Here is a 25,689-nt window from a genome sequence, read left to right on the forward strand (position 1 = left end):
CGCACAGCCCTCGCGTTCAACCGATGCGCCACCAGCGCGGCAACAGATCGCGCACCTCGCGGCGCCGGTAGCGATCGTCGATCAGATGCACGACGCCTTCGTCGCGTTCGGTGCGGATCACGCGCCCGGCCGCCTGCACGACCTTCTGCAGGCCCGGATACAGATAGATGTAGTCGTAGCCGTTGCCGAAACGCGCGTCCATCGCGCGCCGCATCTGTTCATTGACGTCGTTGATCTGCGGCAGGCCGAGCGTCGCGATGAACGCACCGATCAGCCGCTCGCCCACCAGATCGACGCCTTCCGAGAACGCCCCGCCCAGCACCGCGAAGCCGACGCCGCGTCCGCCGGCGTCGAAGCGCGCCAGGAACGCGTCGCGCTCGCTTTCGGCCATGCCGGGCGACTGCGCCCAGACGGGCACGTCGGGATGGCGCGCCTGCATCAGCGCGACGACGCGCGCGAGATAGTCGAAGCTGCTCAGAAAGCCGAGGTAGTTGCCGGGACGTGTCGCATATTGCGCGGCGATCAGATCGACGATCGGCTCGAGCGAGCGGTCGCGATCGCGCCAGCGCGTCGACACGTGGCTCGCCACGTGCACCGTCAGCTGCTCGGCGCGAAACGGCCCTTCGACGTCGAGCCAGCCCGTGTCGGCCGGCAAGCCGAGCGTGTCGCGATAGAACCGGAACGGGCTCAACGTGCCGGAAAACAGCACGGTGGCGCGGGCGGCCTCGTAGCGCGGCGCGAGAAAACCGGCCGGTATCACGTTGCGCACGCACAGCGTCGACTGGATGCGACGGCGGCGCGCAGCCGGCACGAGCGCATCGACCGTGTCGAGTGCCGCCTGACGCGGCAGCGGCTCGCCGTGCAAGGTCGCGTCGAAGATCGACGCGCTGTCGAATGCATCGGCGAGCACGCCGAACTGGATCGCGTCGAAATGGAAGCGCAACAGCGCGTCGTCGTTCGCGCGCGGCGCATCGGTCAGGTGCTCGCCGATCGTCGCCACGAGGTTCTGCACCGCGGACACGAGCCCTGCCGGAATCGCCGGGTACGCCGCATAGCGCTCGGCCTGCGCACGATTGAGCGCGCCCCACGCGCGCGCGAGCCGGTCGAACGCCTTGCGCAGCGTCGGCGGCGCCGCTTCGCGCGCGGCGGCAAACGCGAACGGGTCGAGCGACGCGCTGTACATCCGCCGGGCGCGGTCGAGCAGGTTGTGCGCCTCGTCGACGAGCACGCCGACGCGCCACTGGTTCTGCTGCGCGAGCGCATGCAGCATCGCGCTGCCGTCGTAGTAGTAGTTGTAGTCGCCGATCGCCATGTCGGACCAGCGCGCCAGCTCCTGCGCGAGGTAATACGGACACACGTCGTGCGCGAGCGCGGCGGCGCGCACGGTCTCGCGATCGAGCAGCCCCGCGCCGATCGCGGCGTCGCGCGCGGCCGGCAGCCGGTCGTAGAAGCCCTGCGCCAGCGGGCACGACTCGCCGTGACACGCGCGATCGGGATGCTCGCATGCCTTGTCGCGCGCGACGAGTTCGAGCACGCGCAGCGGCAGCGCCGGCGTGCCGGCACCGAGCGTCCTGGCCGCGTCGAGCGCGAGCGCGCGGCCGGGCGTCTTGGCGGTCAGGAAGAACACGTGATCGAGCTTGCCTTCGCCGCACGCCTTCAGCATCGGAAACACGGTGCCGAGCGTCTTGCCGATCCCGGTCGGCGCCTGGGCGATCAGGCAGCCTTCGTCGCGCGCCGCGCGATAGACGGACACGGCCAGCTCGCGCTGCCCGCTGCGGAACTGCCCGTGCGGGAACGTCAGCGCGCGCAGCGCCTCATCGCGGGCCGCACGATGCGCGGCCTCGCGCTCGGCCCAGCCGACGAAGCACGCGCACTGTTCGGCGAAGAATGCGGCGAGCGCCTCGGCGCTCAGCGTTTCCGTCAGCACCGTTTCGCGCTCGGACACGATGTCGAAATAGACGAGCGCGACGTCGATTTCGGCGAGGCCGCGCGTCGCGCACATCAGATGCGCATAGACCTTCGCCTGCGCCCAGTGCAGCGCGCGATGGTTGGCCGGCATCGCGTCGAGGCTGCCGCGGTAAGTCTTGATCTCCTCGAGGCGGTTCGCGACCGGGTCGTAGCCGTCCGCACGCCCGCGCACGGTCAGCGTGCCCCACGTGCCGGCGAGCGCGATTTCGGTTTCGTAGCGTGCGCCGCGCGCCGACGTGACGGCGCCGTGGCCGGCGATGCCTTCGAGCGCGGTCGGCGCGGGCGTGAAGCGCAGGTCGAGATCGCCGCGCCGCGCGGTGAACTCGCACATCGCCCGCACCGCGACGACGTAGCTCATGCGGACAGCCCCGCCGCTTCGGCGTGTTCGACGCCGGCGCCCGCCCATTCGACATCGACGACGCGCACCGGGATGCCGTGCGCCACGCAGTACGCGAGCCAGCGCGTCTGGTTGTCCTGCAGCCGGTCGCCGGGGCCCTTCACCTCGATCAGCTCGTAGCGCCGCTCGCCGGGCCAGAAGCGCACCAGATCGGGCAGCCCCGAGCGATTGCTGCGGATATCCGCGAGCAGGCGCGTGAACCACAGCCGCAAATGCTCGGGCGGCAAGCACGCGAGCGCGTCGTCGAGCAGTTCGTCGGTCAGCACGCCCCAGAACACGAACGGCGACTGCAGCCCCGTCTTGGTCGCATAGTGCCGACGGATCGTGTCCTGGTATGCGCCCGACTCGAGCTGTGCGAAACAGGCGGCGAACGCGTCCGCACGGCGCACCGCGAAATCGGGCGCGTGCAGGTCGGCCGGGCCGCGCTGGAACGGATGGAAGAAGGCGCCGGGCACGGCCGCGAACACGGGCTCCCAGCACAGCAGTCCGAACAGCGAATTGATCAGCGTGTTCTCGACGTAATGGACCGGCGCGCCCGGCTGCGCAAGATGGTCGCGCACCGCGTATTCGACGCTGACGGACGCGTCCGGGCGCGCCAGCACGAGCGTCTCGCGCGGCACGGCCGGCGCGCCGCGCGCGCGTTCGACCGGCTGCCCCAGGCGGCGCTGCAAGCGCGGCAGCATCCGCTCGACCCGCTGGCGTTCCTCGTCGCTTTCGAAGCGCTCGCGCGCGTCGAGCGCGAGCGCGAGTGCATCGGCGATGCGTTCGCAGCGTTCCAGCACGCGAATGCGTCGATGCCGGCTGCCCGGCCACGCGCTGCGCGCATACGCGTCGAGCGCGGCTTCCCAGTCGGCGCGGCGCTCGCAGGTCTGGCCGAGCGTGAACAGCAGTTTCGCGCGGCGCGTCGCCAGCCACGGCTGCGCGCATTCGACCACGTCGATCGCGTCGAGCAGCTCGTCGAACGGCAGCTCGTCCGGCCAGGCGTCGAGCGCCGCGCGGCACGCGTGCAGCGCGAGATACGCATCGACGTCGGCACGCTGCTGGAACGCGCGCGACGACGGCGCGAACGGCACGCTTTCGTACTGGAACACGCCGAGATCGGCGAGCACGAATTCGGTCCAGTCCTGATGAAGATTGCCGAAGAACATCAGCCGCAGCCGTTCGCACAGCGCGCCGACCGTCACCCGCAGCACGCGATCGTCGGCCTGGGCGCACCATGCGTCGAGCGGTTGCGCGACGTCGCCGTAAGCCGGGCGCAGGCGTTCGAGCCATTCCGGCTTGCGCTCGCCCGCATGCGCACCGAGCGACGGAAACATCTTCAGCAGATCGGCGCGCGTCGACAGCGCGAACAGCGCGTCGAGCGTCAGCGCGGGCGCCGGATCGACCCAGCCGAGCGCGGCGAGCGGCGCGGCCGCGTCGAGCGGGCAGCCGATCTCGTCATACGCGAGCTTGCTCGCGCGGAAGTCGGAGCCGTTGCGCATCAGCATCCGCACGAGCAATGCGCGCGATGCCTGCGGCAGCCGCGCGAACTCGGCGACGAACGCGCGCTCGGCGGCGTCGAGCAGGTCGTCGTAGCGCTCGCCGAGCCACGCGAGCGCACGTTCGAAATTGGTCAGGTAGTAAAACGCCGGAGGCGGCGGCGATGCAGGCGTCACGGGGATCGATCACTGTACGTTTGTACAGGTCGGAATCATATCACCGTGACGCCGGATGCCGCAGGCGCGCGCGGGTGCGTCACATGCGCGCCGCGGCGTGCCGAGGCAGTCAGAACTGGTAGTTGACCGACATGTCGAACACGCCGTTGGTCGACTGCTGCGTGATCGGGCTGCGTCTTGCGCGTCCCACCAGCTGCTCGATCGCGCCGTCCATCGTCACGAACCAGTTCTTGTTGACGAACCAGACCATCGTCACGCCGGCGCCGAACGACTTCATCCCCGCGCCCGACGAATAGGCCGGCAGCCCCGAACGCGCGGCTGCGCCCTGGTTCACGCCGAACCAGCTGTTCATGTAGCGCGAATCGGCGAACGATACGGTCGGTCCGGCAAACCAGAAGAAGTGCTCGTTGCTGCCGGGCATCGGCATGTACGCGGAGAAGTCGCCGACCCAGCCGTTCGAGCCGCCGATGCTGCGCCGCACGTCGGCGCGCAGCACGAGCGGGAAGTCCTTCGAGATCACGTAGTCGGCGGCCAGCTTCATCACCGGCGCCGCGTTGATGTTGTCGAGGCCGTTCAGATGGGCGAGGTCGTCGGCCGAGCGGCGCCCGAGGTCATAACCGACCGACATGCTCACGCGCCAGTTCGGCCCGCGCAGCACGTTCGCGCCGAGCCCCTCGCCCGTCGACAGGAAGAACAGGTCGCGATAGCGGATGTCGACGTTCGGGCCGCCCATCACCCGATAGCGATCGGAGCCCTCATAGCGCGGCTGCAGCGTCATGGCGGCGCCGACGCTCACCTGCCACGTCGGGATCGTGGGGCTGAAGATCTTCCGCAGCGGAACGCCCGCCGAATATTGCCATTCGCCGAGCGGCGAAGGCGTCTGGGCCGCCGCGTCGCGCGCGCCGACCGCGGTCAGCGCAGTGAAGGCGGACAGGCCGAACACCAGCCGGCGCATGCCGGGTGACAGCAACGGGCGGGCAACGGTCATCGGGGCAATCTCCGTCGGGTATGCGTATCGAACTCGAATCAAGATGAACTCTGATCAAAGCGCGTCGCGCGCTGCCGGCCAAGGCCGCCGGCAGCGGGCCGTGCGAACGTAGCGTGCGCTTAACAGCAAATATCCTACGCGACGCGCGCAAAGTCGCAAAGCGCCCGTTGAGCCGGGGCGCTTTGCCGGGATCCGGCGCAAGCCGGGGCTGAATGGCTGAATCAGAAACGCTCGACGTGATAGTCGCCGGCGAGCGCGGCCGTGCTGCGCTTGGACATCATGCGCGAGAAGCCGTCGGCGAGCCGGCCGAGCGCGAGCTGCTTCTGGCTGGCGTCCCAGTGCGTATACGTGTCGTAAGCCGACTCGTCGAACGACACCGTGACGGCAGCCGGCCGGCCGCTTGCGCGAAAGCCGATCTGCAGCACACCGCCCGGCAGTTCCTCGATGTGATAGCGCAGCGAACGCGACTCGAAATAGCGGCCCAGCACCTGGGCGATCGCGCGCTTGTCCGGCGATTGCACGTGAATGTCCATGATGGTCCTCCTCTCAGTGAGCGCGCGGCCGGCTGCGGTGCGCCGCCCCCGCCCGCATCCGTACCGGCGGCGGCCGCGACGGCGGGTCGCCTTGCGGCGGGCCGGCCGGCACGGGCGGGTCCACCGGATCGTCGTGCTCCGGCAGCGCCGGATCGGGATCGAGGTCGGGCGTGGGTTCCGGACGGTGCAGCAAGGATCGGCTGTTCATGTGGCTCCTGCGCGGCGGGTCACGCGTGTCGATTGGCGCGGCGAGCGTGCGCAAACAGCGTGCCTGCGGGGTCTGGGTGGCCGGGTTTTTTGCGGCGGGCGACGCGAGGCGGTATGGGGTGGTGAGCCGCTGCGGCGGGTTGCTGCGGAGCGCAGGGCTTGCGACGTGGGCCGTGCGCTGCGCGCGTTCGCGGCGACAAGCGATGAGCGCGCGCAGCGCGGCTTCGCGCAGAAGGTGCCGTCCCACGCAGCGCTCGTACGTTCCATTGAACTCGATAGATGCGCGGGGCGAGCTTCCATGCGTCGAAACGCTCGCGCCACGTGCAGAAATCACCGCGTACCGTCGCCTCGCAGCGGCTTATTCGTCGGCGTTTTCCTTTCTTTGTCCCTTGGCGGATCGCGATGTATTGCCGCGTCCGCATGCGTGACGTCGCGATAAGCGACATCCCGCGCGCCGTATACAGGTACGGTCGTTGCGCCCTTCGATCCCGGAGGTTCGATCACTCGGGCTGGCGGCCGCGATGCCGTGTCAGCGGCCGCCGCTCCTTTCCGTCTCCGCATCAGCGTGTTGCGACGGCCGTGCCGGGAAGTCCATATCGACGAACCGATCGATGCAAGGCTCCCTGACAGCGCCCAACCCGCCCTCGGCGGTGCGAGCGCGATCGACGCCGCGACACCCTTCCGGCTCCGCGCGAACCACGCGCGCCGGATGTCCTGACACCGCCGCCGCGATCACGGCTGACGGCGGCACCCGGCCCAGGCTGCGCGGCCACGCTGCGCCGGGCCGGACCGACCGGAGCAGACAGATGAAACGCATGGAACGTGCATGGCACGAGGTCAGCGGCGCCGCGGGCGTCGCGGCGCTCGCGGCCGTCGAGAGCGCGCTGGTGTTCGCCATCGTCGTGATGACGGGCGTCGGACACTGACGCACTGCTCGTCGAGCCGGCCGCGGCGGAAGCCGTGGAAGATGTACAAGCGCGCTGGCAAATTTGTCGCACCGCGCGACCCGTTCGCCGGCCGCGAGTGAACCGCGCGCGGCACGCATCCTGCTCCGCGCTCATCTTGCTCTGAAAAAGGAGGCGTCCATGTATCGCGTCAACGAGATCATGTCGCGCGACGTCGTCTGCGTCGCGCCGAACGACACGATCCGCCATGCGGCCGAACTGATGCAGCGCTTCGACATCGGCGTGCTGCCCGTATGCGAAGGCGGCGAACTGGTCGCGATCGTGACCGACCGCGACCTCGCCATACGCGCGCTGTCGCATGGCCATTCGCCCGACACGCCGGTGAAGGCCGTCGCGTCGGCGCCGGTGCAATGGTGCATCGAGGACGACGGCGTCGGCGACGTCCAGCAGCGCATGGCCGACGTGCAGTTGCACCGGATGCCGGTCCTCGACGGCCAGCGCCGCGTGGTCGGCATCGTGTCGCTCGGCGACATCGCGACGCGCGCCGGCGGCCCGGCGCGCGACGAGCTGGCCAACACGCTCGAGGACGTGTCGCTGCCGCGCCGGCGGTGATGGCGGCTACCCAGGCACCCCCTATCGTTTCGACCAGGAGAACAGCGATGACAACCGACCGGGCGCCACGCGCGCATGCAGGGATCGTCGGCGATGACGGCCGCTCGACGGGCGGGCCGGGGCCGGACGTGATGGCCGCCGGCACGCTGGAAGACGATCGCGTGCTGACCATCGACGGCGACGACATCGGCAAGGTCACGCACATCATGCTCGATGTGCGCGCCGGCCGGATCGCGTATGCGGTGGTGTCGTCGGGCGGCTTTCTCGGCATCGGCGACAAGCTGCTCGCGCTGCCGTGGAACGTGCTGACGCTCGATGCGGAGCGTCGCTGCTTCGTGTTGCCGGTGCCGACCGAGCGCGTGCGCGAGGCGCCGGGCTTCGACAAGGATCGCTGGCCAGCGATGGCCGATCCGGCGTGGGCCGAGGCGCTGCATGCGTACTACGGCGCGTCGCCCTACTGGCTGATCGAGGAAGGCGAAACGGCGCTCGATTCGCCGCCTTACGAGGCGTCGCCCGGCGGCCCGGAGAATGACGCGACGACCGGGCGGCAATGAGATGGAGATGGCGGCCTAACGCGCCGCAACGGACCGTGCAAGCTCGCGCGCCGCGCGAAGGTGTTCGTTGAGGGTGGGCAGCGCATCGGCCGCGAACGCGCGAAGCTGCGCGTCGCGGCCGTCGCGACGTTCGGCTTCGTAGAGCTTCACCGCCGCCGCCTGCGCCGTCGGCCCGGCGACCGACAGATAGCCTTTGTCGAACGCCACGCCCGTTTCGGTGCGCAGCGCAGTGAGCGCCGGGTCGACCAGCATGCGCGTCTGCACGGGCACGCCTTTACGTGCGCCGAGCCGGCGCAGTTCGGCCGTCATGCGGCCGTAGTCGTCGACGATTCTGCGCGCGAACGCCTTCAATTGCGGATTCGACGAGCGCTCGAGCGCGAGCTGGCTCGCCTGCACCGCCGTCTTGCCGACGATGCCGGCCTTGTCGACGAACTCCGCATCGAAACCGGTGGGCCGCCGTGTCATGTCCGCCTCGTCGGGCGTCTCGCCCGGGCGCACGACGCCAGGGGCAACGCGCACCGAGGATGCCGGGGGCGGCTGCGGGAGCGCCGAGGTGGCGGCCAGTGCAAGCGCCGTCGGTATCGACAGCAGCAGCGGGATGCGAGGGGACGCCCTGCGGTGGCCTCTGTTGCCGTGATGGTTCGTGCTCGTCTTCATCGGCGTCTCCGTATTCGTCGGTCGATCGGCGCGCGAAAATCGCGACGGCTGCGGGCGTATGCGTCGCGGCGGCGCAGCGCACATTCCGAACACTTGCAACCGTCAGACGCGCTCGTCCGTCGTGCTACTTTCAGCGCACCGTCGACACGTCTGTCGCACACGCCCTCCGTGTCACGCACGATGTAAAGCGCGCCGTGACGTGCTGCCGCATCACCACGCTGGTGCAGCGTGCTACTCCCCAGCGTACGTTCAGCGGCTCGTGCGCCCCCGCCGGCCCGCCTGTCGCATTTACGACGCGAAACGCCGCCGCACGTTGCCGCTGCGTGTCGACTCGCCTACGCGCTCGGGGCGCGTCACTTCCAATGCATCTTTATGCCGTTCCAGCACCCACGCCGCGCCGTCAACTCGACCACCCCGCTGCGTCGCGCTACTTCCGGCCCACCTTCAGCCGATCCTGCACACCGCTCACGCCGCTGACGTCACGCACGACGCGGATCGCCGCCGCATGCTGCGGCTCGTCCGGCACGCTGCCCGTCAACTCGGCCACGCGGCCGTGGACCTGGACATCGATGTCGTCGGACGCGAGGCCGCGCTCGGCCACGAGCGCCGCGCGGATACGCGATGCGAGCGTCGCATCGCGCAGCTGGCCGCCCACCGCCGATGCTTCGCTCGCGAGCTTGTGCCCCACGCTTTCGTCGGCCGCTGCCGCGCGCGGCGTCGCGACGCACGCGCAGGACAGCAGCCACGCGCCGATGATCTGCGCGGCCGGCCGCATCCGCATCCGCATCCGCATCCGCATGCGATGCGCCGGTCGGCCGCCGGTGCCGTCGCGTTGCGTGTAGTTCGATCGCTTCATCGTCCGCTCCTCGGGATGGGTGCATGCCGCCGCAATTCAGTGCTGTCCCCGGCCGGCCGCCGCCGCTCCGTCGCCTTCGGACGACACGTCGACGATCACGCTCGCGAGCGTCGGCATATCGACCGGCTTGGGCAGATACGCGTCGAAGCCGGCCGCCATCACGCGCTTGCGGTCTTCCGCGCCGGTATGCGCGGTCACGGCAACCACGGGCATGCGTGCGTCGTCGCCCGGCAGATGACGGATGTGATCGAGCAGCCAGAAGCCGTCGCCGTCGGGCATGGCGAGATCGGACAGCACGACGCCAGGCCGCTGGCGCGACAGCGCGTTCAGCGCGTCGCGCCCTGAATGCGCCAGTGCGACCTGCGCGCCGAACGTTTCGAGCGCGGCCGCGAGACTCGCGCGCGACGTGGCGTCGTCGTCGACGACCAGCACGCGGTAGCCGTCGAGCGCGACCGCCTTCAACGCCGTGGCCGGGCGCGCCGGATCAGCGGCCGGATCGTCGGCGTCCCAGTCCACCGGCAACGTCACCGTCACGGTCGTGCCGAGGCCGGCGCCAGGGCTGCTCGCCGCCACGTCGCCGCCGTGCAGCCGCACGATATTGCGCACGATCGACAGGCCGAGCCCCAACCCGCGTTTCGGCGAGGCCGCGGCGCCTTCCGGCCGGTTGAACGTATCGAACAGATGCGGCAAACGCTCGGCGGAAATGCCGTGGCCCGTATCGGTGACCGCCATGCGCACGCGCGCGCCGGCGCGGGCCAGCGACACGGTGATGCGACCGCCCGACGGTGTGAACTTGATCGCGTTCGACAGCAAGTTGGACAGCACCTGGCGCAAGCGCTCCCCGTCCGCGGAAATGACGCAGTTCGTCAATGCGCAGTCGGTCGACAGCGCGATGCCGTTCGCGTCCGCGCTCCCGCCGAGTTCGCGCACCGCGTCGCGCACGATGCGCACCAGATCGACCGGCGCGCGCTCGAGCCGCGTACGCCCGGTCGCGAGCGACGATGCGTCGAGCAGGTCGCCGACCATCCGCGACAACGACCGCGCGCTGCGATCGATCGCATCGATCGCCTGCTGCGCGAATGCCTGACCGTCGACGCTGCGCAACACCTCGACCCAGCCGTAGATCACGTTCAGCGGCGTGCGTAGTTCGTGCGATACGGTGGACAGCAATTCGTCCTTCAGCCGGTTCGACTGGTCCGCCTGCACGCGTGCGCCGCGCAACGCCCGCAGGTGGCCGCGCTCGTCGCGCCGCCGTTGGTCGGCCTCGCGCAGCGTGATCGACAGGCCCGTGCAGTGGCCGCCGGCATCGACGATCGGTGCGGCCGCGAAGCTCGCGCGGAAACGGCCGCCGTCGCCGCGCACGCACAGCACGTCGAACGGGCCGACGGCCGCGCGCGGGTGCTCGAACGACGCCGGAAGCGGCTGCAGCCGGAGCCAGCGCGGTGCGATCAACGTCGTGACGTCGCGACCGATTGCCGCCGTCGCATCGACGCCGAAGATCCGACGCGCGGCCCGGTTCCAGCTGACGATCCGCCGTCCCGCGTCGACGCCGACGATGGCGTCGGGCGACGCGTCGACCACGCTGTGCAACAACGCCAAGTCGTCGGAAGGCGCATGCTCGAGCGGCGCGGCTGCGGGCTCGCGACGCGTCGGGCTGGGCGCTTCGTCGTCGCTGTCGGCGCCGCGCAAGCGGTCGTTCGCAAACAGCGGCTTGACGGCCACGACCAGTGCGCACTCGACGAAACTGATCGCGACGAACGCGACGGCCTGGGCCAGCAATTCGGAAGGCGCCGCCGGGCGCCACCACAGCGCGCCGATCACGGCGAGACTGACGGCGGTCGCAGCGAGCCCGCCGGCCAGCGAAGTCAGCCAGGCGGCGGCCGCGACGCCGGCATAGAACGGCAGCGGTGCGAAGGGCTCATGCACGCCGACGACGCGAATCGCCCACGCCTGCAGCGCGGACGCCACCCCGACAGCAAGCAGCACCCACGCGCCCTGCCGAAAGAGCTCACGGGTTAAGGTCCTCATCTTTACCTTGCATCGCGCCGGCGACCGTCATTTCGCGGCTGCCGCCCCGGCGGAGGACTAGCCGCAAAGCATGCCGGGCGAGCCTCGACGGCGCAGCAACCAGCGTACCTGCGCGGGATCTCGGGCGTAGGCCGCGGACCGCCCCGCATGTCGCAGCGGCGCATGTCGGATGGCCCGCCGCGGTGCGCGCAGGCCTCCGGCCCTACAAATGTCTGACGAATTTGCATTCGTCGACTGTAAAAAAGCAACGATCCCGATCGCCGTAATGCGATCGGATATTTCTAGAGGCCACACGCCGCACATTGAAATTTTCTATATCGCGGCACTGCGACGGCCATTCCGTTGTCGATGTAGATATTGCAACCGACGGAATGCGCGACGCCGATTTTCAAAACGGCGCGCGCTCTGACAGTCATGGTTGAATTCAATGTCCATCCAAAGCAACGCGGCGATGCATCGCGGCTGTCCGGCCGCTCGACTGCCGTACGCGTATTGCAGGACCGCATCGAGCGGATCGCCCCGACCGGCGCCAGCGTGATGATCGCGGGCGAAAGCGGGGTCGGCAAGGATATCGTCGCGCGGTGTCTGCACGCGCTCAGCGCGCACCGGGACGGACCGTTCGTGCCGGTCAACTGCGGCGCCATTCCGGCCGACATCGCCGACGCGCAGATGTTCGGCCACGAGAAAGGGAGTTTCACCGGCGCGGTCGCGCGGCGCGAAGGCTTTTTCGAAGCGGCGTGCGGCGGCACGTTGCTGCTCGACGAAATCGCCGAAATGCCTGCGGCGTTGCAGGTGAAGCTGCTGCGCGCGCTCGAGTCGAACACGATCATGCGGGTCGGCGGCAGCGAGCCGATCGCACTGAACGTGCGCGTGCTGTCGTCGACGCGTCACAATCCGGCGGAAGCCGTGCGCACCGGCCGCTTGCGCGAGGATCTGTTCTACCGCCTCGCCGCCTTCGCGCTGTATGTGCCGCCGCTGCGGCAGCGCAGCGGCGACGCCGAGGCGATCGCGCATGAATTCGTCGCGGCGCTGAACGCGCGCAACCGCGCGCACAAGCAGCTGACCGATGCGGCGATCGCGGCGCTGCGCGCGTATTCGTGGCCCGGCAACGTGCGCGAACTGCACAACATGATCGAGCGCGCGTACATCCTCGCGGACGACGGGATCGATCTCGCGCTGCCGAAGCTGGCGATGCCGCCCGAGCACACGTCGAACGACCGCATCGCGCTGCCGATCGGTGCGACGCTGCACCATGCGCAGCAGCGCTTCATCGCCGCAACGCTGCATCACTTCGACGGCAACAAGCCGCGCGCCGCGAAGGCGCTCGGCATCAGCCTGAAAACGCTCTACAACCGGCTGGCGCTGATGCGCGACGACGGCCACGCGTGAGCGCGGCCGCGCGCGGCGGGCCGCACCGCGTACCGGAGGAAGGTCAGGCGATCTTGAACTGCCCGACCGTCGTGGCGAGCGCGTTCGCCTGCGTCTGCAGCGCGGTGGCGGCCGCGGTCGACTGCTCGACGAGCGCCGCGTTCTGCTGGACCATTTCGTCGAGCTGCGTGACCGCGCGGTTCACTTCCTGGATCCCGCGCGTCTGCTCGTTGGCCGCATGGGTGATCTCCGAGATGATGGTCGTCACGTTGGCGACGTTCGCGACGATCTCGCGCATCGTGTCGCCGGCCTGCCGCACCTGTCCCGACCCGGCCGACACGCTCGCGACCGTCGATTCGACCAGCACCTTCACTTCACGCGCGGCCTGCGCGCTGCGTTGTGCGAGGCTGCGCACTTCCTGCGCGACCACGGCGAAGCCGCGGCCCTGCTCGCCCGCACGCGCGGCTTCGACGGCCGCGTTCAACGCGAGGATGTTGGTCTGGAACGCGATGCCGTCGATCACGCCGATAATGTCGCCGATCCGTCCCGAGGCCTCCTCGATCTTGCCCATCGTCGCGACGACGTCCGACACCACGACGCCGCCGTGCGACGCGATCCGCGACGCCGATGCCGCGCGTTCGTCCGCCTGCGTGGCCGCAGCCGCCGACTGGCCGACCGTCGCGGTGATTTCCTCCATCGACGCGGCGGTTTCCTCGAGGCTCGCCGCGGCGGATTCGGTGCGCGACGACAGATCCTGATTGCCCGCAGCGATTTCGTTCGCGGCCGTGCGCACCGATTCGCTCGCGTCGCGGATCTGTCGCATCACGTCGTTGAGCTTGTCGACGAAGCTGTTGAACGAGCGCGCGATGTCGGACACCTCGTCGCGGCCTTCGGCCGGCAGGCGCTGCGTCAGGTCGCCGGTGCCGGAACCGATCGAGGCCATTGCCTGACGGACCTGCGAGAGCCGGCGAAACGCGGTCGTCGTGATCGCACCGATGATCACCGACGCGATGCCGACGATCACCACCAGCGTAATCAGCGACGCGGTCAGCAGCGATCGCATGCCGGCCGTCGCTTCCGCTTTGTCGAGCAGCACGAGCGCATACCAGTCGGTGCCGGGCACCGCCTGCGCGCGCACCAGCTTCGCGTCGTCGCCGACATGCACTTCGACCGGCGCGGTGGCGGTCGCGATCGACGCGGCGCTCATGCCGCCGAGTTCGGACGACACGTCGGCGACCGGCTTCAGCGTGAGCTTCGTGTCCGGATGCGCGACGACGTGGCCGCTGCTGTCGACCAGCATCCCGAAGCTCGCGGGCGTCGGGTGGATCGACTTCACGTTGGCGATCACGCTGTCCATGCCGACGTCGGCGCCGACGACGCCCTTCAGCACGCCGTCACGCAGGATCGGCACCGCGAACGAGACCACCAGCTTGCCGGTGCCCGCGTCGACGTAAGGCGGCGTGACGACGGGCTTGCCGGCCTGCGCGGCCTGCTTGTACCACGGCCGCACGGTCGGATCGTAGTCGGACGGAATGCCGGTCGGGTCGGCGAAGTGGTACACCTTGTCCGCATAGCCGGCGTACACGTTAGTGAAGCCGCCGGCTGCGGCCATCTGCTTGAACACCGGCAGCGGATCGGGCGACAGCGCCGCATCCTGCAGCGACGCGATCATCCGGCTTTTGGTCGCGACCCAGTCGCCGATGCCGACCACGTGGCCGCTCGCGACGGATGTCAGGTTGCGATCGATCGCATCGTCGTTGTACGAGCGCGCGATGAAGTAGTTGATGAGCGTGGTGGCGACGAGTGCAAATACGACGATTGCGACGCACGCGGCAAGAATGCGGGTGCGGATGGACGAGAGCATGGCAGCAACGACTCAGTAAGGAAGCGCGAACGCGCAGTGGACCAGTTCACCTGGTATACGGCAATTGCGCGGTTTACTTGAGGTTGTCGTGATGATTCGCAAACGTGTGGCGAATCGCGCGAGCGCTCGCCCATGCGCGAGCGGGCCGCCGGCATCCGGCGGCGCATCGGCGTCACGGATGCCGGCTGCTGCTCCTGTCCGACTCGTTGCGTCGCGTGCCGGACGACGCGTCGCGCTCGAGTTCGTCCTGCCTGCGCATGCGTTCGCGCAGATGGCGGATCGCGAACACGTGGATGTAATCGTGCACGCGCGCATCGGAGGACAGCGCGCGCACTTCGTCGTCGAGCATCGTGCGCAGCTGGTCGGCGTCGATCGCGCGCTGCGCGGCGGCGGCCTTCAGCGAATCAAGCAAATTGTCGGGTGACATCGACGGCTCCTGGCGGGTCGAGGAACGAAGATCAAGGGCACTACCTGAAGATTAACGACTGGACGCGCGCCCGGCGTGCGATGCGCCGATGCGGGTTTGCGCGCGGTCAACGGCACCTTGCGTGCCGCCGTGCCGACCGTTCGAAGGATCGATACGCGCGCAGATTCGCGGCGCAACTGGCCGCGAGCAACCGGAAGCATGACCACGTCCCCCCGAGGACGCGATATCGTGCGATCGCGCCGACGATGAACCGTCGCGATGACAGCGATACACCGAGCAAGTTAGACGGGCCGAAATGCCGCGTCAAGCAACGCGTGCAGACCGCCATTCGTCAGTTCGAACGGGCAAGACAGGCCGCACGACGAGGCCGCACGACCCGTGCCCGTCACGGCCGCGAGATGCAGGTTCGAGCGGTATCGGCGGCCGTGCATCGGCCGCACTTGTCAGTGGATTCCGATAGCCGGCGCGCATCGGCCTACAGCGACTTCAGCACGCACCGATTGGCAACGCCGTGCAGGCGGAAGATACTGACGTCATGAACCAAGCGTTCATACCGTTCATCGCGCAGCCGGCCATCGAGCCGGCACGCGGGGTCCGGCGCAGGAGACCAACCATGACATATCGCACGATCCGGGCCCGCGACGCACTGCGGCGCCCGCGCGCGCTGCCCGGCCCCGCGGGGTCGGCCGGGAATCGTCCGTACGAGGATCTCGACGCGCTGCTCGCGCTCGCCCGTGAAGCGGGCTTGCTCGTCACGCTCGATGCGCAGATCGGCCGCGAAAAGTACCAGAGCATTGCCGGTTCGGTGCGCGCGTTGCAGCGCTTTGCGGCGGCGCTGTGCGTGCGGACCGCCGCGCCCGCGCCGATCGTCACGATGCCGCGCCGCAAGCCGCGCCCCGGCTGGCCGCATCTGCGCGATCGCCGGCCGGGCTCGCGTGCGCACCTGCATGCGATGCATCGGTGCATGCGTGCATGCCGGCGTACGCGCCGCGCGCGCGATCAGCGAACGCTACGTGCCGCATGAGCGACTGAGCGCCGACGTCGGCGGCGTCGCATGACCGAGCCGCGGCCGCAGATGCATCGCTCCACGTCGCACCATCATCCGCCGTTGCACACCGCGACATCGAACCAGACCATACCTGCGAGAAAAGCCGTTGGCACGCGGCCAGGAAAGCGGACGGGGTGAACTCCACCCCGTCCGTTATCCAAGGCAGCCGCAGGCTGCCTACCCTCGTGCCAGAGAGTCCCTGACGGGATCGCGCGCTACGCGCTGCATGGCCGCACCCCGGAAAGCGGACGAATCGAACCGGCCCCAGATGCTCGCCGGATCGTGCGCGCCGCATCCGACGCGTCGAATCGCGGCGTGACGAGCGCACGACACGACGCACGCCGCGTGCGCAACTATTCCGAATATCTTACAGAAAGCACGCGTCGTTTCTACCGCAGGTCGACGAAAGCATCGCCCTTGCACGCGGCGCGGCCAATCCTTTACGCCGCGCCTCGCACCAGCAACACCGGCACCTGCGCGACATGAGCAATGCGCCGCGCGACGCTGCCGATCAGCCACGCCGCGATGCCGCGGCGGCCATGCGTACCGACGACGAGCAGCTCCGCGCGCCAGTGCACGGCATCCCGCATCAGCGCGTGCGCGACGTCGTCGCTGGTCGGGCGCGTTTCGACGATGCCGCGCTTGGTCGGATTTCCCGCGGCATGCAACAGCGGGCCGACCCGCGCGAGTGCGTCCTCGCCTTCCGCGCGATACGCGTCCTCGAGCGCGCGCACCGGCACGATGTCCGTCAGACGAATCGCGCGGTCGACGACATAGGCTGCGTACAGCAACGTCGTCGGCGCCGCGAAGCCGAGCCCGACGCGTACCGCGTGCAGCGACGGCTCGCTGCCGTCGACCGCGAACATCAGCCGCTGCAGCGGCCCGTCCGACGGCCGCGCATAGCCGGCCGGCACGATCAGCAGCGCGCACTGCGCGCGCGCCGTGAGCGTATCGGACACCGCGCCTTCGAACAGCCTCAGCAGGCCGTGGTGCGGGTTCGCGCCGACCACGAGCACATCGGCCTGCCATGCCGACGTGTCGCTCGCGAGCGCATCGGCCACCGTACCGCCGGTGACCGACGTATCGACGATCGCCTGCTCGACGGCCACGCCGCTGTCTTCGAACAACGCGGCAATGCGCGCGAGCGTCGCCTGCGCTTCACGCGTCATCTCTTCGCGCGCCGATGTCAGCAGCGCGTCGACGCGCGGGATGTCGGGCAGCACGAGGCGCGGATTGTCGATCGCGCAGATGATGCGCAACTGCATGCCGGGACGCAGCAGCGTGCGCGTGTAGCGGGCGGCCGACAGCGCCTCGGGCGTCGGATCGACGGCCAATGCGATTCTGGCGAGCGTCGGAATGGATGGGGTGGATGGCATGGCGGCGGTCTCCTCGCGGGCACGTCGTCGGGAGCGACGACGGATGCTTCGCGCGGCGGCGGTGCACGTCGGCCGGACCGCCGGCGCGGTCGCACGAATCGACGGCTGCGCACGCGAAGCGCGGACAAGCGATTTCGACAGCATATGACGTCCGGCCCGCGCACGCATGATCGTGATCAATGCGGCCGCGGGCCGTCGCCGGTGCGCACCGGTCCGCTTACGGCTTCGTCGGCGCGGATGCGCTCGCGCGGTTCGCGTAGAACATCGCATACGCGATGCCGAGCGGCACGCCCCTCACCGGGCCGATCGCGAGCGCGGCCGGAATCCGCACTATCGGCGCGCAGCGCCCGTCACTTCACTTGCACGCCAGCACGACCACGCCGCCGATACCGCCGGCATTCGGCACCGAGCCCGCGTAGCCGACGGCGACCAGCGGCTGCGTCGCATCGTGGCCGACGACGACCGACTGAATCGACAGCTGCCCCGTTTTCGACGTCCCGTTCAACGGTGCTTGTGCGTACGTCAGCGTGTACGCGGTGTTTGCGACGTTGAGCGACAGGCGCAGGTTGTCGAGCGTGCGTGCGCCGAGATCCAGCGTAGCCGTAGTCGCGCCGAGCGTGCCGGACGCGCCGCCGTTGTCGCTCGCGACCGTATCCGCGAGCAGTTGCGTGCAGGCGAGCGTACCGCTCGTCGCCGTCAACGCCAGCGGCGTACCGACGGCGTAATGAACGCCTTGCGTGCTGGTATAGGTGTTGCCGTCGGTGTCCATCGCCTGGTTCCACCGGCCGATCGCAACGTCGGTGCCGCTGCTCTGGATCTCGGTCACGGCGCCGTGATCGAGACCGAGACAGTCGGTCGCCGCAGCGGACGACGCGAGCGTGGTGAACGCGCCGCTTGCCTGCTGAACCAGACTCGACGCCGGCGCATTCGGCGCGGTGAAGTTGCGGTTGTTCGCATATGCGGGCGGCAGCGTGGGCACGGTCACGACGGCGAACTGCCCGTTATTCGCCGCGATTTGCGACGCGGAACCCGTGTACGTAAACTTGCCGGCCGGCCGACACGCCGCCTGGGCAGCTGGTGGCACAGGTTGCGGCGCTACGGGCGCCGGAGACGACGCCGCACCGGCAACGCCGGCGCTCATCGGATTCACGCCGTCGCCGCCACACGCAGACAGTGCCGCCGAGACGAGTGCAGTTGCCAACAGGGCCGGCAAACGAATGGATGTTTTCATGGTATTGGCCTCATGTATTCCCGTAGTTGTCGGGACTTTTTTGGTAAAGATGGGTTGCGGACTGCCGCATTGATCGACTGGTATTTGTGCTTCGTTTAGTCCGCTGAAACGTCGCACCACCGCCGTATCGTTACGCGGTCGAAACCGGTCCGGGTGGCGGCCTTCGGTGATCGCATTATCGATTTCGTATCGCGTGCCGCCGATAAACCGACCGCGCGTGATCGCTGCGTAGCGAACGAGCCGGTGTAGCGATCATCAACGGTGCCGGGAGGTTCGCATCGATCGCACCGGCTGCGTAGCGGTACATCGGGCTACGGCGGGCGGCCGATCGGTCACCGTGTGCTCCAGGCGCGGCTACACGGTGCGGTGGACGAGCGAGTGCTCGAATCGCAAGTCGCCGAAATAGTGGCGATCTGTCAATGCGCGCCCGGCCGATGCGCTGTTGCGACGCCAGGCGGGATTCCCGTATCTGGGCGCGTGCCGATTTGAATCGATCATTCTGGAATTGTCTCGGGATTACGCAGATTCGGGAGTTCGCCATCGTGTTTCGTTGATGGTTTTTCCGCGTGCGTCGCAATGTTTCATCGGCCCAGCGCATCCGCAATTGATATGGTGTTATTCACGGTGCGTGAGCGTAACAGAAAGCAGGCAAACCACAGTGTCAGAGATGATCAAACAGCTTCGGCGATCAACGTTTGTCGCTGCGACTTGCCGGGAAATACTTCTGATAAGAAATAATCGACGTTCTTGCTTGCCGGGTAAAACGCAATCCGAATATGAAGAATCGCGCCCGAAGTCACCGACATACGTGCGACGAAAGACGAAGCGAGCGCCGCCGCCTCACTTCGACAACGTCGCCCGCACCGTGTATTCGCCGGCGAGCGCGGCGCCATGGTGGTCCGGCTGCACGAAATACCGCGACGCATCCGCATCCGCCGGTAGCGGTTCGACCGGATAGCCGTGCTTTTCCCACGCATCGAGGCCACCCTTCAGCGCGCGGACGTTGTGGATCATCTTCTTGCGCTGCATCTTCGCGATCAGCCGCTTCGCGGTCGCCTCGTTCGGGCACACGCAATAGACGACGATCGGCCGCTTCAGCAATTCCGGATCGAGCAGATCCGGCGAATCGAGATCGACCGGCACCGCGCCGGCGATCCGGTACGGCTCGCGCTCGCGAATCGCGCGCGGGCGCGCGTCGAAGATCAGCGGCGGCTCGTTCGACGTCATCATCTCGACGAGTTGCGGCGGCGAGATGCGCACCTGCGCGAGGTAGCGGCGGAACTGCACGCGCCGCACCCAGCGGTACAGCAGGAACGTGATGAAGATCGCGAGAAACGCATCGAGGATCGTGCCGCCGCTCGCGCGCACCCACAGCACGAACTGGACGATCTGGTCGTGTACCGCTGCACCGCCGATGAGCCAGAACGCGGCCCACAACGACGCGCCGGCAAGATCCCAGAACAGAAACACGCCGATGCCGATCGCCGTCGTGCCGAGCAGCGGCGCCGAAACCAGCCCGAGGCCCGGCAGGAACTTCGACAGCACGAGCAGCGGCGCGCCGTAGCGTTCGAATACGTTACGCGCGAACCGCAGCGTCGTGTCGAGCGACAGCGAGAAACGCACGAGCCCGTTCAGCAGGCGCCGGCCGCGCGTGCGGCCCATGAAGAACCACAGCGAATCGGCGAGCATCGTTGCACCGATCGCCGCCGCGAACATGCTCGCCCACGACGCCTGCCCCATCGCCGCCATGGTGCCGCCGAGGATGAGCATCGGCACGGCCGGAACCGGCACGCCGAGCTGCGTGATCAGTACGCTCGCAAACACGGCCCACGGGCCGAGTGACGAGGGAATCGCAACGGGAAAGTGCCACACGGCGGCGCTCCTGGAAGACATGCGGACCGTGCGACGGGGCGGCCGTCGATACGGCAGGCAGCGATCGCCGCGGCACGTCCGCGGCCGATCCTGCACCACCGAGCATTCTAAACGGGTTTGCCGAGCGCCGCCGGGAACGTACCGGGCGCCGTCAGGCGTCGCGGCGCTGCGCGAGCGCCGCGACGTGTTCCGCGTACTGCGGGAACGCGGCGGCCAGCGCGGTCGCGTCCGCCAGCTCGAACTCGGAGAACTCGAACCCCGGCGCGACCGTGCAGCCGACCAGCGCGACGTGCTCCGGCGCGGCGCACCGCGCACCGAACCAGCGCCCGGCCGGCACGACGGCCTGGAACACGGTGCCCGGATGCGTGAGCGGGTTGCCGAGCCGGTGTATCGTCAGCCCGTCGTGCTCGTCAAGCACCCACACCTCGAGCGGGTCGCCTGCGTAGAAATGCCAGACCTCGTCCGAACGGATCCGGTGCCACGATGAATACGCACCATCGCACAGCAGGTAGTAGATCGCCGTCGACGCCGCGCGCGGCGCGCCGTCGGGGGCACGCGTGACCGCATCGGCGGCGCGGTAGGTTTCGCGGAAATAGCCGCCCTCGGGATGCGGTTGCAGATTGAACTGGCGAATCAAGTCGGCGGCGCTGATCGGCATGGTGGATGAAGTCGATGAAGGATGGAATCGGGCTGGCAACGCAGGATGGCAATGGGCCACCGCCGCGCCACCTGCCGCCGCCATGCAAACGGCGACGCGAGCGCGCGGGACGCCGCCTGCCGACGAAGCCCGGGCGAACCCGTGCCGATCCTGCCAGAAATTCCCGCGGACACGCAACCGCTGCGCCAACGCCGCTGATCGGCAACGAGCGCAGGCGGCCCGCGGACGAGCATGCCGTCGGTCCGCCGCCCACCGCAGCGCCTCACGGGGCCGCTCGTGCAACGCAGCACACGCTCGCCCGCCCTCCACGAGCGACCCTGCGCGGCCCGCATCGCCGCGTCAGGCGCCCGGAGCGGCGCTCTGCTGCCGCACCAGCAGCACCGGACGATCGGCCGCCCGCAGCAGCGATTCCGCGACACTGCCGAGCAACAGCCGGCGCAGGCCATGCCGCCCGCTCGTGCCCATCACGATCAGATCGGCGTCGGCTTCGGCCGCCGTGCGCATCAGCACCGCGGCGATGTCGTCGCCGTACGCGTCGAGCGCGCGCACGGTGCCCGGCACGCGATGCTGCGCGAGTACCGCTTTCGCGTCGTCGAGCACCTGCGTCGCCGCGTCGGCCGCCGCCGCATCGCCGTCGTGTTCGGCCGCGAAGCCCGCATCGACGTCGACGAGTTGCGGCCGATGTTCGACGACGTACGCACACGTCACGTTGCCGCCCGATGCCGCCGCGATCCGGATCGCCTCGTTCAGCGCGAGACGCGCGCTCGGGCTGCCGTCGAGCCCGACGAAAATCCGTTTGTACATGGTTTTTTCCTCCGAGCAGGCACGCGCGTAGCGCGCCCGTCATCGCGGGCCGGCCCGATGCCGGCTCGCCTGCCGAACAGTCTGCCGTGTGGGCCCGAGCCTCCGCTTGACCCGCGTCAAACGCCGCCGCGACGCCCGTCGCGACGCCTCGCGTCGGTTTTTTGGCTGGCCCCTATTACAAAATACGTGCAAAACGCGCACAATTTCACCTTCAAAATAGACGCCGTCCGCGGCCGGTGCGAGTTTTTTCCGGATTTGCCGCATTGCCCCGTGCCACGGGCAACCCCGACATCTGAATGGCTATCGAATGACCGCCAGTGGAACCCCGCCGCGTGACGCCCGAGGCCCGACGCGTTCGCCAAGCTTTTTACGCCAGCCGCTCGCGGCCGGTGTCGTTGCACTCTTCGCCGGCGCGGCGCTGTCGCTCGGCGTCGCGCTGCTCGTTCGCGAGCAGTGGCAAGGCGCCGTCCATACACGCTTCGAGCGTCGCACCTCGCACGTGAGCGCGATGCTGCGTCACGAGTTGCAATCAAGCGTCGCCGTGCTCGAAGGCGCGCGTGGCGCGTTCGCGCTCGCGCCGCAGATGACGCCCGAGCAATGGCGCCGGTACGTCGACACGCTCGATCTCGACAGCGGCCGCTCGCCGGTCCGGCTGATCGGCTACGCGCCGCTGTCGCCGGCAGCACTCGGCGCCCTCGCCGGCCATGCGCCGATGCCGGACGGTCCGCTCGCGGTCGCCGCACTCAGCGCCCCGGCGTCCAACGCGCCCGACGTGCATTTCGGCTCGTTCGATCAGGCGCCGCTCGCCCGCGCGCTGCGCAACGGCGACGTCGCGCTCGGCATTCATCCCGCCGACAGCGATACGTCCCGCGATGCGCGCACCCTCACCTTGTTTCTGCGCGCCGCGGCCGCGTCCCGGACGGCCGCCACGCCAGCCGACGCCGACGGCGTGCTGTTCGCCGAACTGAACCCGAATCGGCTGGTCGAGCGCGCGCTCGACGCGGAGCGCGGGCTCGATCTGCGCATCAGCGCGGGCGACAATCCGCATCCGATCGCGAGCGCGGAAACGACGACCGACGAGGCCATGGCGTCCCCCGACCTGATGCAGCGCACCGACCAGCTGAATTTCGGCGGCACGCTGCTCACGCTGGCCTATTCCGCGGACGGCCGTCCGAGCGCGACCGGCGCGCAGCGCGCGGCGGGCATCGTGCTCACAGCCGGGCTGATCGCGTCGATCGCGTTCGCGGCGCTGGTCCATGCGCTGCTGCGCGGCCGCGCGGGCGGCGCGGATGCTGGCGCGAACAGCCGCGGCATCCTGAACGAGGCGCGGATGATGGGCATCATCCGTTCGTCGATGGAAGCGATCATCACGATCGACGAGAAGCAGACGATCGTGATCTTCAACCCGATGGCCGAGCAGGTATTCGGCGTGTCGGCAATGGAGGCGATCGGCGCGCCGCTGTCGCGCTTCATCCCCGAGCGGTTCCGCGCCGCGCATGCGAAGCACGTCGACCAGTTCGGCGTGACGGGCGTCTCGGAACGGCAGATGGGTCGTCAGCGCGTGCTGTTCGGGCTGCGCGGCAACGGCGAGGAATTCCCGATCGAGGCGTCGATCTCGCAGATTCGCGACGCGTCGGGCAAGCTCTATACGGTGATGCTGCGCGACATCACCGAACGGCTGCGCGCGGAGAACGCGGTGAAGCAATCGCGCGAGGAGCTGCGCGAACTGTCGGCGAACCTGCAGAACGTGCGCGAAGAAGAAAAGACGCGCATCGCGCGCGAGCTGCACGACGACCTCGGCCAGCAGCTCACCGCATTGAAGATGGATCTGTCGGTCGTCGAGCAGCAGTTGCGCGCGCAGGGCCACACGCAGCCCGACGACGGCGTACTGTCGCACCTGCACGGGATGCGCCGGCTGATCGACGCGACCGTCGCGTCGGTTCGGCGCATCGCCGCCGACCTGCGTCCCGTGATGCTCGACGACCTCGGCCTCGTGCCGGCGATCGAGTGGCTCGCGAACGATTTCACCAACCGCTACGGGATCGACGTCGAGCGCACCATCGAAACGGGCGGCATCGCGTTCACGAGCACGGGCGCGACCACGCTGTTCCGGATCGTGCAGGAAGCGCTGACGAACGTCGCGCGCCATGCGGATGCGACACGCGTGGCGCTGCGGCTCGACATCGAAGAAGGCTTTTGCGTGCTGCGCGTTGCGGACAACGGCCGCGGCGCGCCGCCGGGCGGCCCCGCGCACGACAAATCGTTCGGGCTGATCGGCATCCGCGAACGCGCGCACATGCTCGGCGGCAGCGTGACGATCGACACCGCGCTCGCGCGCGGCTTCTCGATCACGGTCGCGTTCCCGCTCGGCGCTGTTCAACAGGAAAACACCCTCACATGATCAAGGTGCTCATCGCCGACGACCATACGCTCGTGCGCGACGGTCTGCGGCACATTCTGCAGAACGCCACCGGATTCGAAGTGGCCGGCGAAGCGTGCGACGGCCCGTCGACGATTGCGCTGGTCCGTTCGACGCCCGCGCAGGTTCTGGTGCTCGACCTGTCGATGCCGGGCCGCAACGGCGTCGAGCTGATCAAGCAGATCAAGGACGAAAAACCCGCGCTGCGCGTGCTCGTGCTGACGATGCACGCGGAGCAGCAATACGCGGTGCGCGCGTTTCGTGCGGGAGCGTCGGGCTATCTGACCAAGGAAAGCGCGAGCGCCGAGCTGGTCGGCGCGGTGACCAAGGTCGCGACGGGCGGCGTCTACGTCAGCCTCACGATGGCCGAGCAGTTCGCGCAGAGCCTGAACGAGCCGGCCGAGACGCTGCCGCATCAGCGGCTGTCGGATCGCGAGTTCGACGTGTTCCGCCGGATCGCGGCCGGCCAGACGCTGACCGAGATCGCACAGTCGCTATGCGTGAGCGCGAAGACGGTCAGCACCTACAAGACGCGGATCCTCGAAAAGATGCAGATGCCGCACGAGGCGGCGCTGGTCCGCTACGCGATGCGGCACAAGCTGCTCGACGAAGCGGACGACGTCTAGAGCGCGCTTTCAGCGCGCCGGCACCGGGCACGCGAGATCGCCTTCCTCGCAGGACAGATAGCCCTTCAGCGTTTCGGTGCGCGTCTTCGTCAGATCGTCTAGGCAGGTCGACACGACCATCGAGTACACACTGCCGCCTTCGGCGTTCGCACTCGAGAAGCTGCACTCGGCGTCGCGGTAGGCGATCCACGCGCGTTGCGCGCTCACGAGCTTGTCGGCGAGCGGCCGGGCATCCCGCAGGCGCGCCGTGACGGCCTGATACGTGCGGTTCAGTTCCGCGTCGGATTTCTTGTACGCGCGGTCGGCACACGCCGTCATCGCGGCCTGATCCGCCGCATCGGCGCAGTTCGTCTGGGCATGGGCAAGGTTCGCCGTCAGCGCGAGCGCGCACAGCAGACCGGTCGGGACACGCATGGATGCTCCTGTTTGTTTTCGTTGAAGTCGTGGAACGTGGTGCCGGGCGTGTTGCTGGTGCCCGCCGCGCCTCGGCGCGCGGCGTCGCGAATCGGCCGGCGACAAGCGCGTTGCGCCGCCGACCGCCGCGTCGATACCGACCGCGATCCTAGCGCACGCGCGACCGGTTGTCAGCGCACGCCGCGGCCGCGCAAATGAAAAAACCCGCACTCAGGGCGAGTG

22 protein-coding genes are annotated in these 25,689 nt (G+C 68.9%); 6 read left to right on the top strand and 16 right to left on the bottom strand.

Annotated elements, in window-relative coordinates:
• Nucleotides 1–16 precede the first annotated feature (16 nt).
• The 5 genes from MYA_RS20660 to MYA_RS20680 form a co-directional block, all read right to left on the bottom strand.
• Nucleotides 17–2,326, bottom strand: a complete 2,310-nt coding sequence (locus tag MYA_RS20660; RefSeq protein ID WP_014724900.1) for an ATP-dependent DNA helicase — start codon at nucleotides 2,324–2,326, stop codon at nucleotides 17–19.
• Entirely contained in the window at nucleotides 2,323–4,020 is a 1,698-nt protein-coding gene (locus MYA_RS20665; protein ID WP_014724901.1) for a VRR-NUC domain-containing protein, read from the bottom strand. The genes MYA_RS20660 and MYA_RS20665 overlap by 4 nt, the downstream gene beginning before the upstream one ends.
• A gap of 109 nt (nucleotides 4,021–4,129) precedes the next feature.
• Nucleotides 4,130–5,008: a MipA/OmpV family protein gene (locus MYA_RS20670; RefSeq protein WP_014724902.1), complete on the bottom strand. Its 879-nt coding sequence runs from the start codon at nucleotides 5,006–5,008 to the stop codon at nucleotides 4,130–4,132.
• A gap of 221 nt (nucleotides 5,009–5,229) precedes the next feature.
• Nucleotides 5,230–5,541: a hypothetical protein gene (locus MYA_RS20675; protein WP_014724903.1), complete on the bottom strand. Its 312-nt coding sequence runs from the start codon at nucleotides 5,539–5,541 to the stop codon at nucleotides 5,230–5,232.
• A 13-nt stretch (nucleotides 5,542–5,554) separates the two neighbouring features.
• Nucleotides 5,555–5,749 carry a hypothetical protein gene (locus tag MYA_RS20680; RefSeq protein ID WP_014724904.1) on the bottom strand — a complete coding sequence of 65 codons (195 nt, stop codon included), beginning with the start codon at nucleotides 5,747–5,749 and terminating at the stop codon, nucleotides 5,555–5,557.
• 1,084 nt (nucleotides 5,750–6,833) lie between these two features.
• On the opposite strand from MYA_RS20680, the gene MYA_RS20685 reads away from it, so the two are divergent.
• Nucleotides 6,834–7,265, top strand: a complete 432-nt coding sequence (locus MYA_RS20685) for a CBS domain-containing protein (RefSeq protein WP_011882196.1) — start codon at nucleotides 6,834–6,836, stop codon at nucleotides 7,263–7,265.
• Between the two features lie 47 nt (nucleotides 7,266–7,312).
• Nucleotides 7,313–7,819: a PRC-barrel domain-containing protein gene (locus MYA_RS20690; RefSeq protein ID WP_014724906.1), complete on the top strand. Its 507-nt coding sequence runs from the start codon at nucleotides 7,313–7,315 to the stop codon at nucleotides 7,817–7,819.
• A gap of 15 nt (nucleotides 7,820–7,834) precedes the next feature.
• Here MYA_RS20690 and MYA_RS20695 read toward each other — a convergent pair whose 3' ends face one another.
• The 3 genes from MYA_RS20695 to MYA_RS20705 all read right to left on the bottom strand — a co-directional run bounded on the left by MYA_RS20695 (nucleotide 7,835) and on the right by MYA_RS20705 (nucleotide 11,360).
• Nucleotides 7,835–8,476, bottom strand: a complete 642-nt coding sequence (locus MYA_RS20695) for a DUF4142 domain-containing protein (RefSeq protein WP_041494136.1) — start codon at nucleotides 8,474–8,476, stop codon at nucleotides 7,835–7,837.
• A gap of 427 nt (nucleotides 8,477–8,903) precedes the next feature.
• Entirely contained in the window at nucleotides 8,904–9,332 is a 429-nt protein-coding gene (locus MYA_RS20700) for a BON domain-containing protein (RefSeq protein ID WP_014724908.1), read from the bottom strand.
• Nucleotides 9,333–9,368: 36 nt separating this feature from the next.
• Nucleotides 9,369–11,360: a hybrid sensor histidine kinase/response regulator gene (locus MYA_RS20705; RefSeq protein ID WP_041494137.1), complete on the bottom strand. Its 1,992-nt coding sequence runs from the start codon at nucleotides 11,358–11,360 to the stop codon at nucleotides 9,369–9,371.
• 414 nt (nucleotides 11,361–11,774) lie between these two features.
• On the opposite strand from MYA_RS20705, the gene MYA_RS20710 reads away from it, so the two are divergent.
• The gene (locus MYA_RS20710; protein WP_041494138.1) at nucleotides 11,775–12,749 is read left to right on the top strand and encodes a sigma-54 interaction domain-containing protein; all 975 of its coding nucleotides are present in this window, start codon (nucleotides 11,775–11,777) and stop codon (nucleotides 12,747–12,749) included.
• Nucleotides 12,750–12,792: 43 nt separating this feature from the next.
• Here the strand turns inward: MYA_RS20710 and MYA_RS20715 are convergent, their stop codons facing one another.
• Together MYA_RS20715 and MYA_RS20720 are read right to left on the bottom strand one after the other, a co-directional pair.
• A complete protein-coding gene (locus MYA_RS20715; protein ID WP_014724910.1) occupies nucleotides 12,793–14,592 on the bottom strand; it encodes a methyl-accepting chemotaxis protein in 1,800 nt (599 codons plus the stop codon).
• Between the two features lie 172 nt (nucleotides 14,593–14,764).
• On the bottom strand, nucleotides 14,765–15,019 hold the full coding sequence (locus tag MYA_RS20720; protein ID WP_011882189.1) for a DUF3562 domain-containing protein: 255 nt from the start codon (nucleotides 15,017–15,019) through the stop codon (nucleotides 14,765–14,767).
• Nucleotides 15,020–15,632: 613 nt separating this feature from the next.
• Here MYA_RS20720 and MYA_RS20725 point away from each other — a divergent pair.
• Nucleotides 15,633–16,043 (top strand): hypothetical protein, encoded by a 411-nt coding sequence (locus MYA_RS20725; protein WP_011882187.1) that lies wholly within the window; start codon nucleotides 15,633–15,635, stop codon nucleotides 16,041–16,043.
• A gap of 464 nt (nucleotides 16,044–16,507) precedes the next feature.
• On the opposite strand, the gene MYA_RS20730 is transcribed toward MYA_RS20725, so the two are convergent.
• From MYA_RS20730 to MYA_RS20750, 5 genes are all read right to left on the bottom strand, one after another.
• The gene (locus MYA_RS20730; RefSeq protein ID WP_011882186.1) at nucleotides 16,508–17,443 is read right to left on the bottom strand and encodes a universal stress protein; all 936 of its coding nucleotides are present in this window, start codon (nucleotides 17,441–17,443) and stop codon (nucleotides 16,508–16,510) included.
• A 355-nt stretch (nucleotides 17,444–17,798) separates the two neighbouring features.
• Nucleotides 17,799–18,674 (bottom strand): hypothetical protein, encoded by an 876-nt coding sequence (locus MYA_RS20735; RefSeq protein ID WP_011882185.1) that lies wholly within the window; start codon nucleotides 18,672–18,674, stop codon nucleotides 17,799–17,801.
• Nucleotides 18,675–19,514: 840 nt separating this feature from the next.
• A complete protein-coding gene (locus MYA_RS20740; protein ID WP_014724915.1) occupies nucleotides 19,515–20,546 on the bottom strand; it encodes a DedA family protein/thiosulfate sulfurtransferase GlpE in 1,032 nt (343 codons plus the stop codon).
• 151 nt (nucleotides 20,547–20,697) lie between these two features.
• Nucleotides 20,698–21,204 (bottom strand): cupin domain-containing protein, encoded by a 507-nt coding sequence (locus MYA_RS20745; RefSeq protein WP_014724916.1) that lies wholly within the window; start codon nucleotides 21,202–21,204, stop codon nucleotides 20,698–20,700.
• A gap of 339 nt (nucleotides 21,205–21,543) precedes the next feature.
• Nucleotides 21,544–22,008, bottom strand: coding sequence for a universal stress protein (locus tag MYA_RS20750; RefSeq protein ID WP_011882181.1), 465 nt, complete (start codon nucleotides 22,006–22,008; stop codon nucleotides 21,544–21,546).
• 307 nt (nucleotides 22,009–22,315) lie between these two features.
• Between MYA_RS20750 and MYA_RS20755 the strand changes: the two genes are divergently transcribed.
• Together MYA_RS20755 and MYA_RS20760 are read left to right on the top strand one after the other, a co-directional pair.
• Nucleotides 22,316–24,409 (top strand): PAS domain-containing sensor histidine kinase, encoded by a 2,094-nt coding sequence (locus MYA_RS20755; protein ID WP_014724917.1) that lies wholly within the window; start codon nucleotides 22,316–22,318, stop codon nucleotides 24,407–24,409.
• Nucleotides 24,406–25,053: a response regulator gene (locus MYA_RS20760; RefSeq protein WP_011882179.1), complete on the top strand. Its 648-nt coding sequence runs from the start codon at nucleotides 24,406–24,408 to the stop codon at nucleotides 25,051–25,053. Before MYA_RS20755 ends, MYA_RS20760 begins: the two co-directional genes overlap by 4 nt.
• A 9-nt stretch (nucleotides 25,054–25,062) precedes the next feature.
• On the opposite strand, the gene MYA_RS20765 is transcribed toward MYA_RS20760, so the two are convergent.
• A complete protein-coding gene (locus MYA_RS20765) occupies nucleotides 25,063–25,467 on the bottom strand; it encodes a lysozyme inhibitor LprI family protein (protein ID WP_011882178.1) in 405 nt (134 codons plus the stop codon).
• Between the last annotated feature and the right edge of the window lie 222 nt (nucleotides 25,468–25,689).

Origin of the sequence: Burkholderia sp. KJ006 (assembly GCF_000262695.1) — a bacterium.
Classification (GTDB): Bacteria; Pseudomonadota; Gammaproteobacteria; order Burkholderiales; family Burkholderiaceae; genus Burkholderia; species Burkholderia vietnamiensis.

Coding starts and splice junctions, on each gene's coding strand:
- MYA_RS20660 (WP_014724900.1), bottom strand. CDS start 2,326: ATGAGCTACGTCGTCGCGGTGCGGGCGATGTGCGAGTTCACCGCGCGG.
- MYA_RS20670 (WP_014724902.1), bottom strand. CDS start 5,008: ATGACCGTTGCCCGCCCGTTGCTGTCACCCGGCATGCGCCGGCTGGTG.
- MYA_RS20675 (WP_014724903.1), bottom strand. CDS start 5,541: ATGGACATTCACGTGCAATCGCCGGACAAGCGCGCGATCGCCCAGGTG.
- MYA_RS20680 (WP_014724904.1), bottom strand. CDS start 5,749: ATGAACAGCCGATCCTTGCTGCACCGTCCGGAACCCACGCCCGACCTC.
- MYA_RS20685 (WP_011882196.1), top strand. CDS start 6,834: ATGTATCGCGTCAACGAGATCATGTCGCGCGACGTCGTCTGCGTCGCG.
- MYA_RS20690 (WP_014724906.1), top strand. CDS start 7,313: ATGACAACCGACCGGGCGCCACGCGCGCATGCAGGGATCGTCGGCGAT.
- MYA_RS20695 (WP_041494136.1), bottom strand. CDS start 8,476: ATGAAGACGAGCACGAACCATCACGGCAACAGAGGCCACCGCAGGGCG.
- MYA_RS20700 (WP_014724908.1), bottom strand. CDS start 9,332: ATGAAGCGATCGAACTACACGCAACGCGACGGCACCGGCGGCCGACCG.
- MYA_RS20705 (WP_041494137.1), bottom strand. CDS start 11,360: ATGAGGACCTTAACCCGTGAGCTCTTTCGGCAGGGCGCGTGGGTGCTG.
- MYA_RS20710 (WP_041494138.1), top strand. CDS start 11,775: ATGGTTGAATTCAATGTCCATCCAAAGCAACGCGGCGATGCATCGCGG.
- MYA_RS20715 (WP_014724910.1), bottom strand. CDS start 14,592: ATGCTCTCGTCCATCCGCACCCGCATTCTTGCCGCGTGCGTCGCAATC.
- MYA_RS20720 (WP_011882189.1), bottom strand. CDS start 15,019: ATGTCACCCGACAATTTGCTTGATTCGCTGAAGGCCGCCGCCGCGCAG.
- MYA_RS20725 (WP_011882187.1), top strand. CDS start 15,633: ATGACATATCGCACGATCCGGGCCCGCGACGCACTGCGGCGCCCGCGC.
- MYA_RS20730 (WP_011882186.1), bottom strand. CDS start 17,443: ATGCCATCCACCCCATCCATTCCGACGCTCGCCAGAATCGCATTGGCC.
- MYA_RS20735 (WP_011882185.1), bottom strand. CDS start 18,674: ATGAAAACATCCATTCGTTTGCCGGCCCTGTTGGCAACTGCACTCGTC.
- MYA_RS20745 (WP_014724916.1), bottom strand. CDS start 21,204: ATGCCGATCAGCGCCGCCGACTTGATTCGCCAGTTCAATCTGCAACCG.
- MYA_RS20750 (WP_011882181.1), bottom strand. CDS start 22,008: ATGTACAAACGGATTTTCGTCGGGCTCGACGGCAGCCCGAGCGCGCGT.
- MYA_RS20755 (WP_014724917.1), top strand. CDS start 22,316: ATGACCGCCAGTGGAACCCCGCCGCGTGACGCCCGAGGCCCGACGCGT.
- MYA_RS20760 (WP_011882179.1), top strand. CDS start 24,406: ATGATCAAGGTGCTCATCGCCGACGACCATACGCTCGTGCGCGACGGT.
- MYA_RS20765 (WP_011882178.1), bottom strand. CDS start 25,467: ATGCGTGTCCCGACCGGTCTGCTGTGCGCGCTCGCGCTGACGGCGAAC.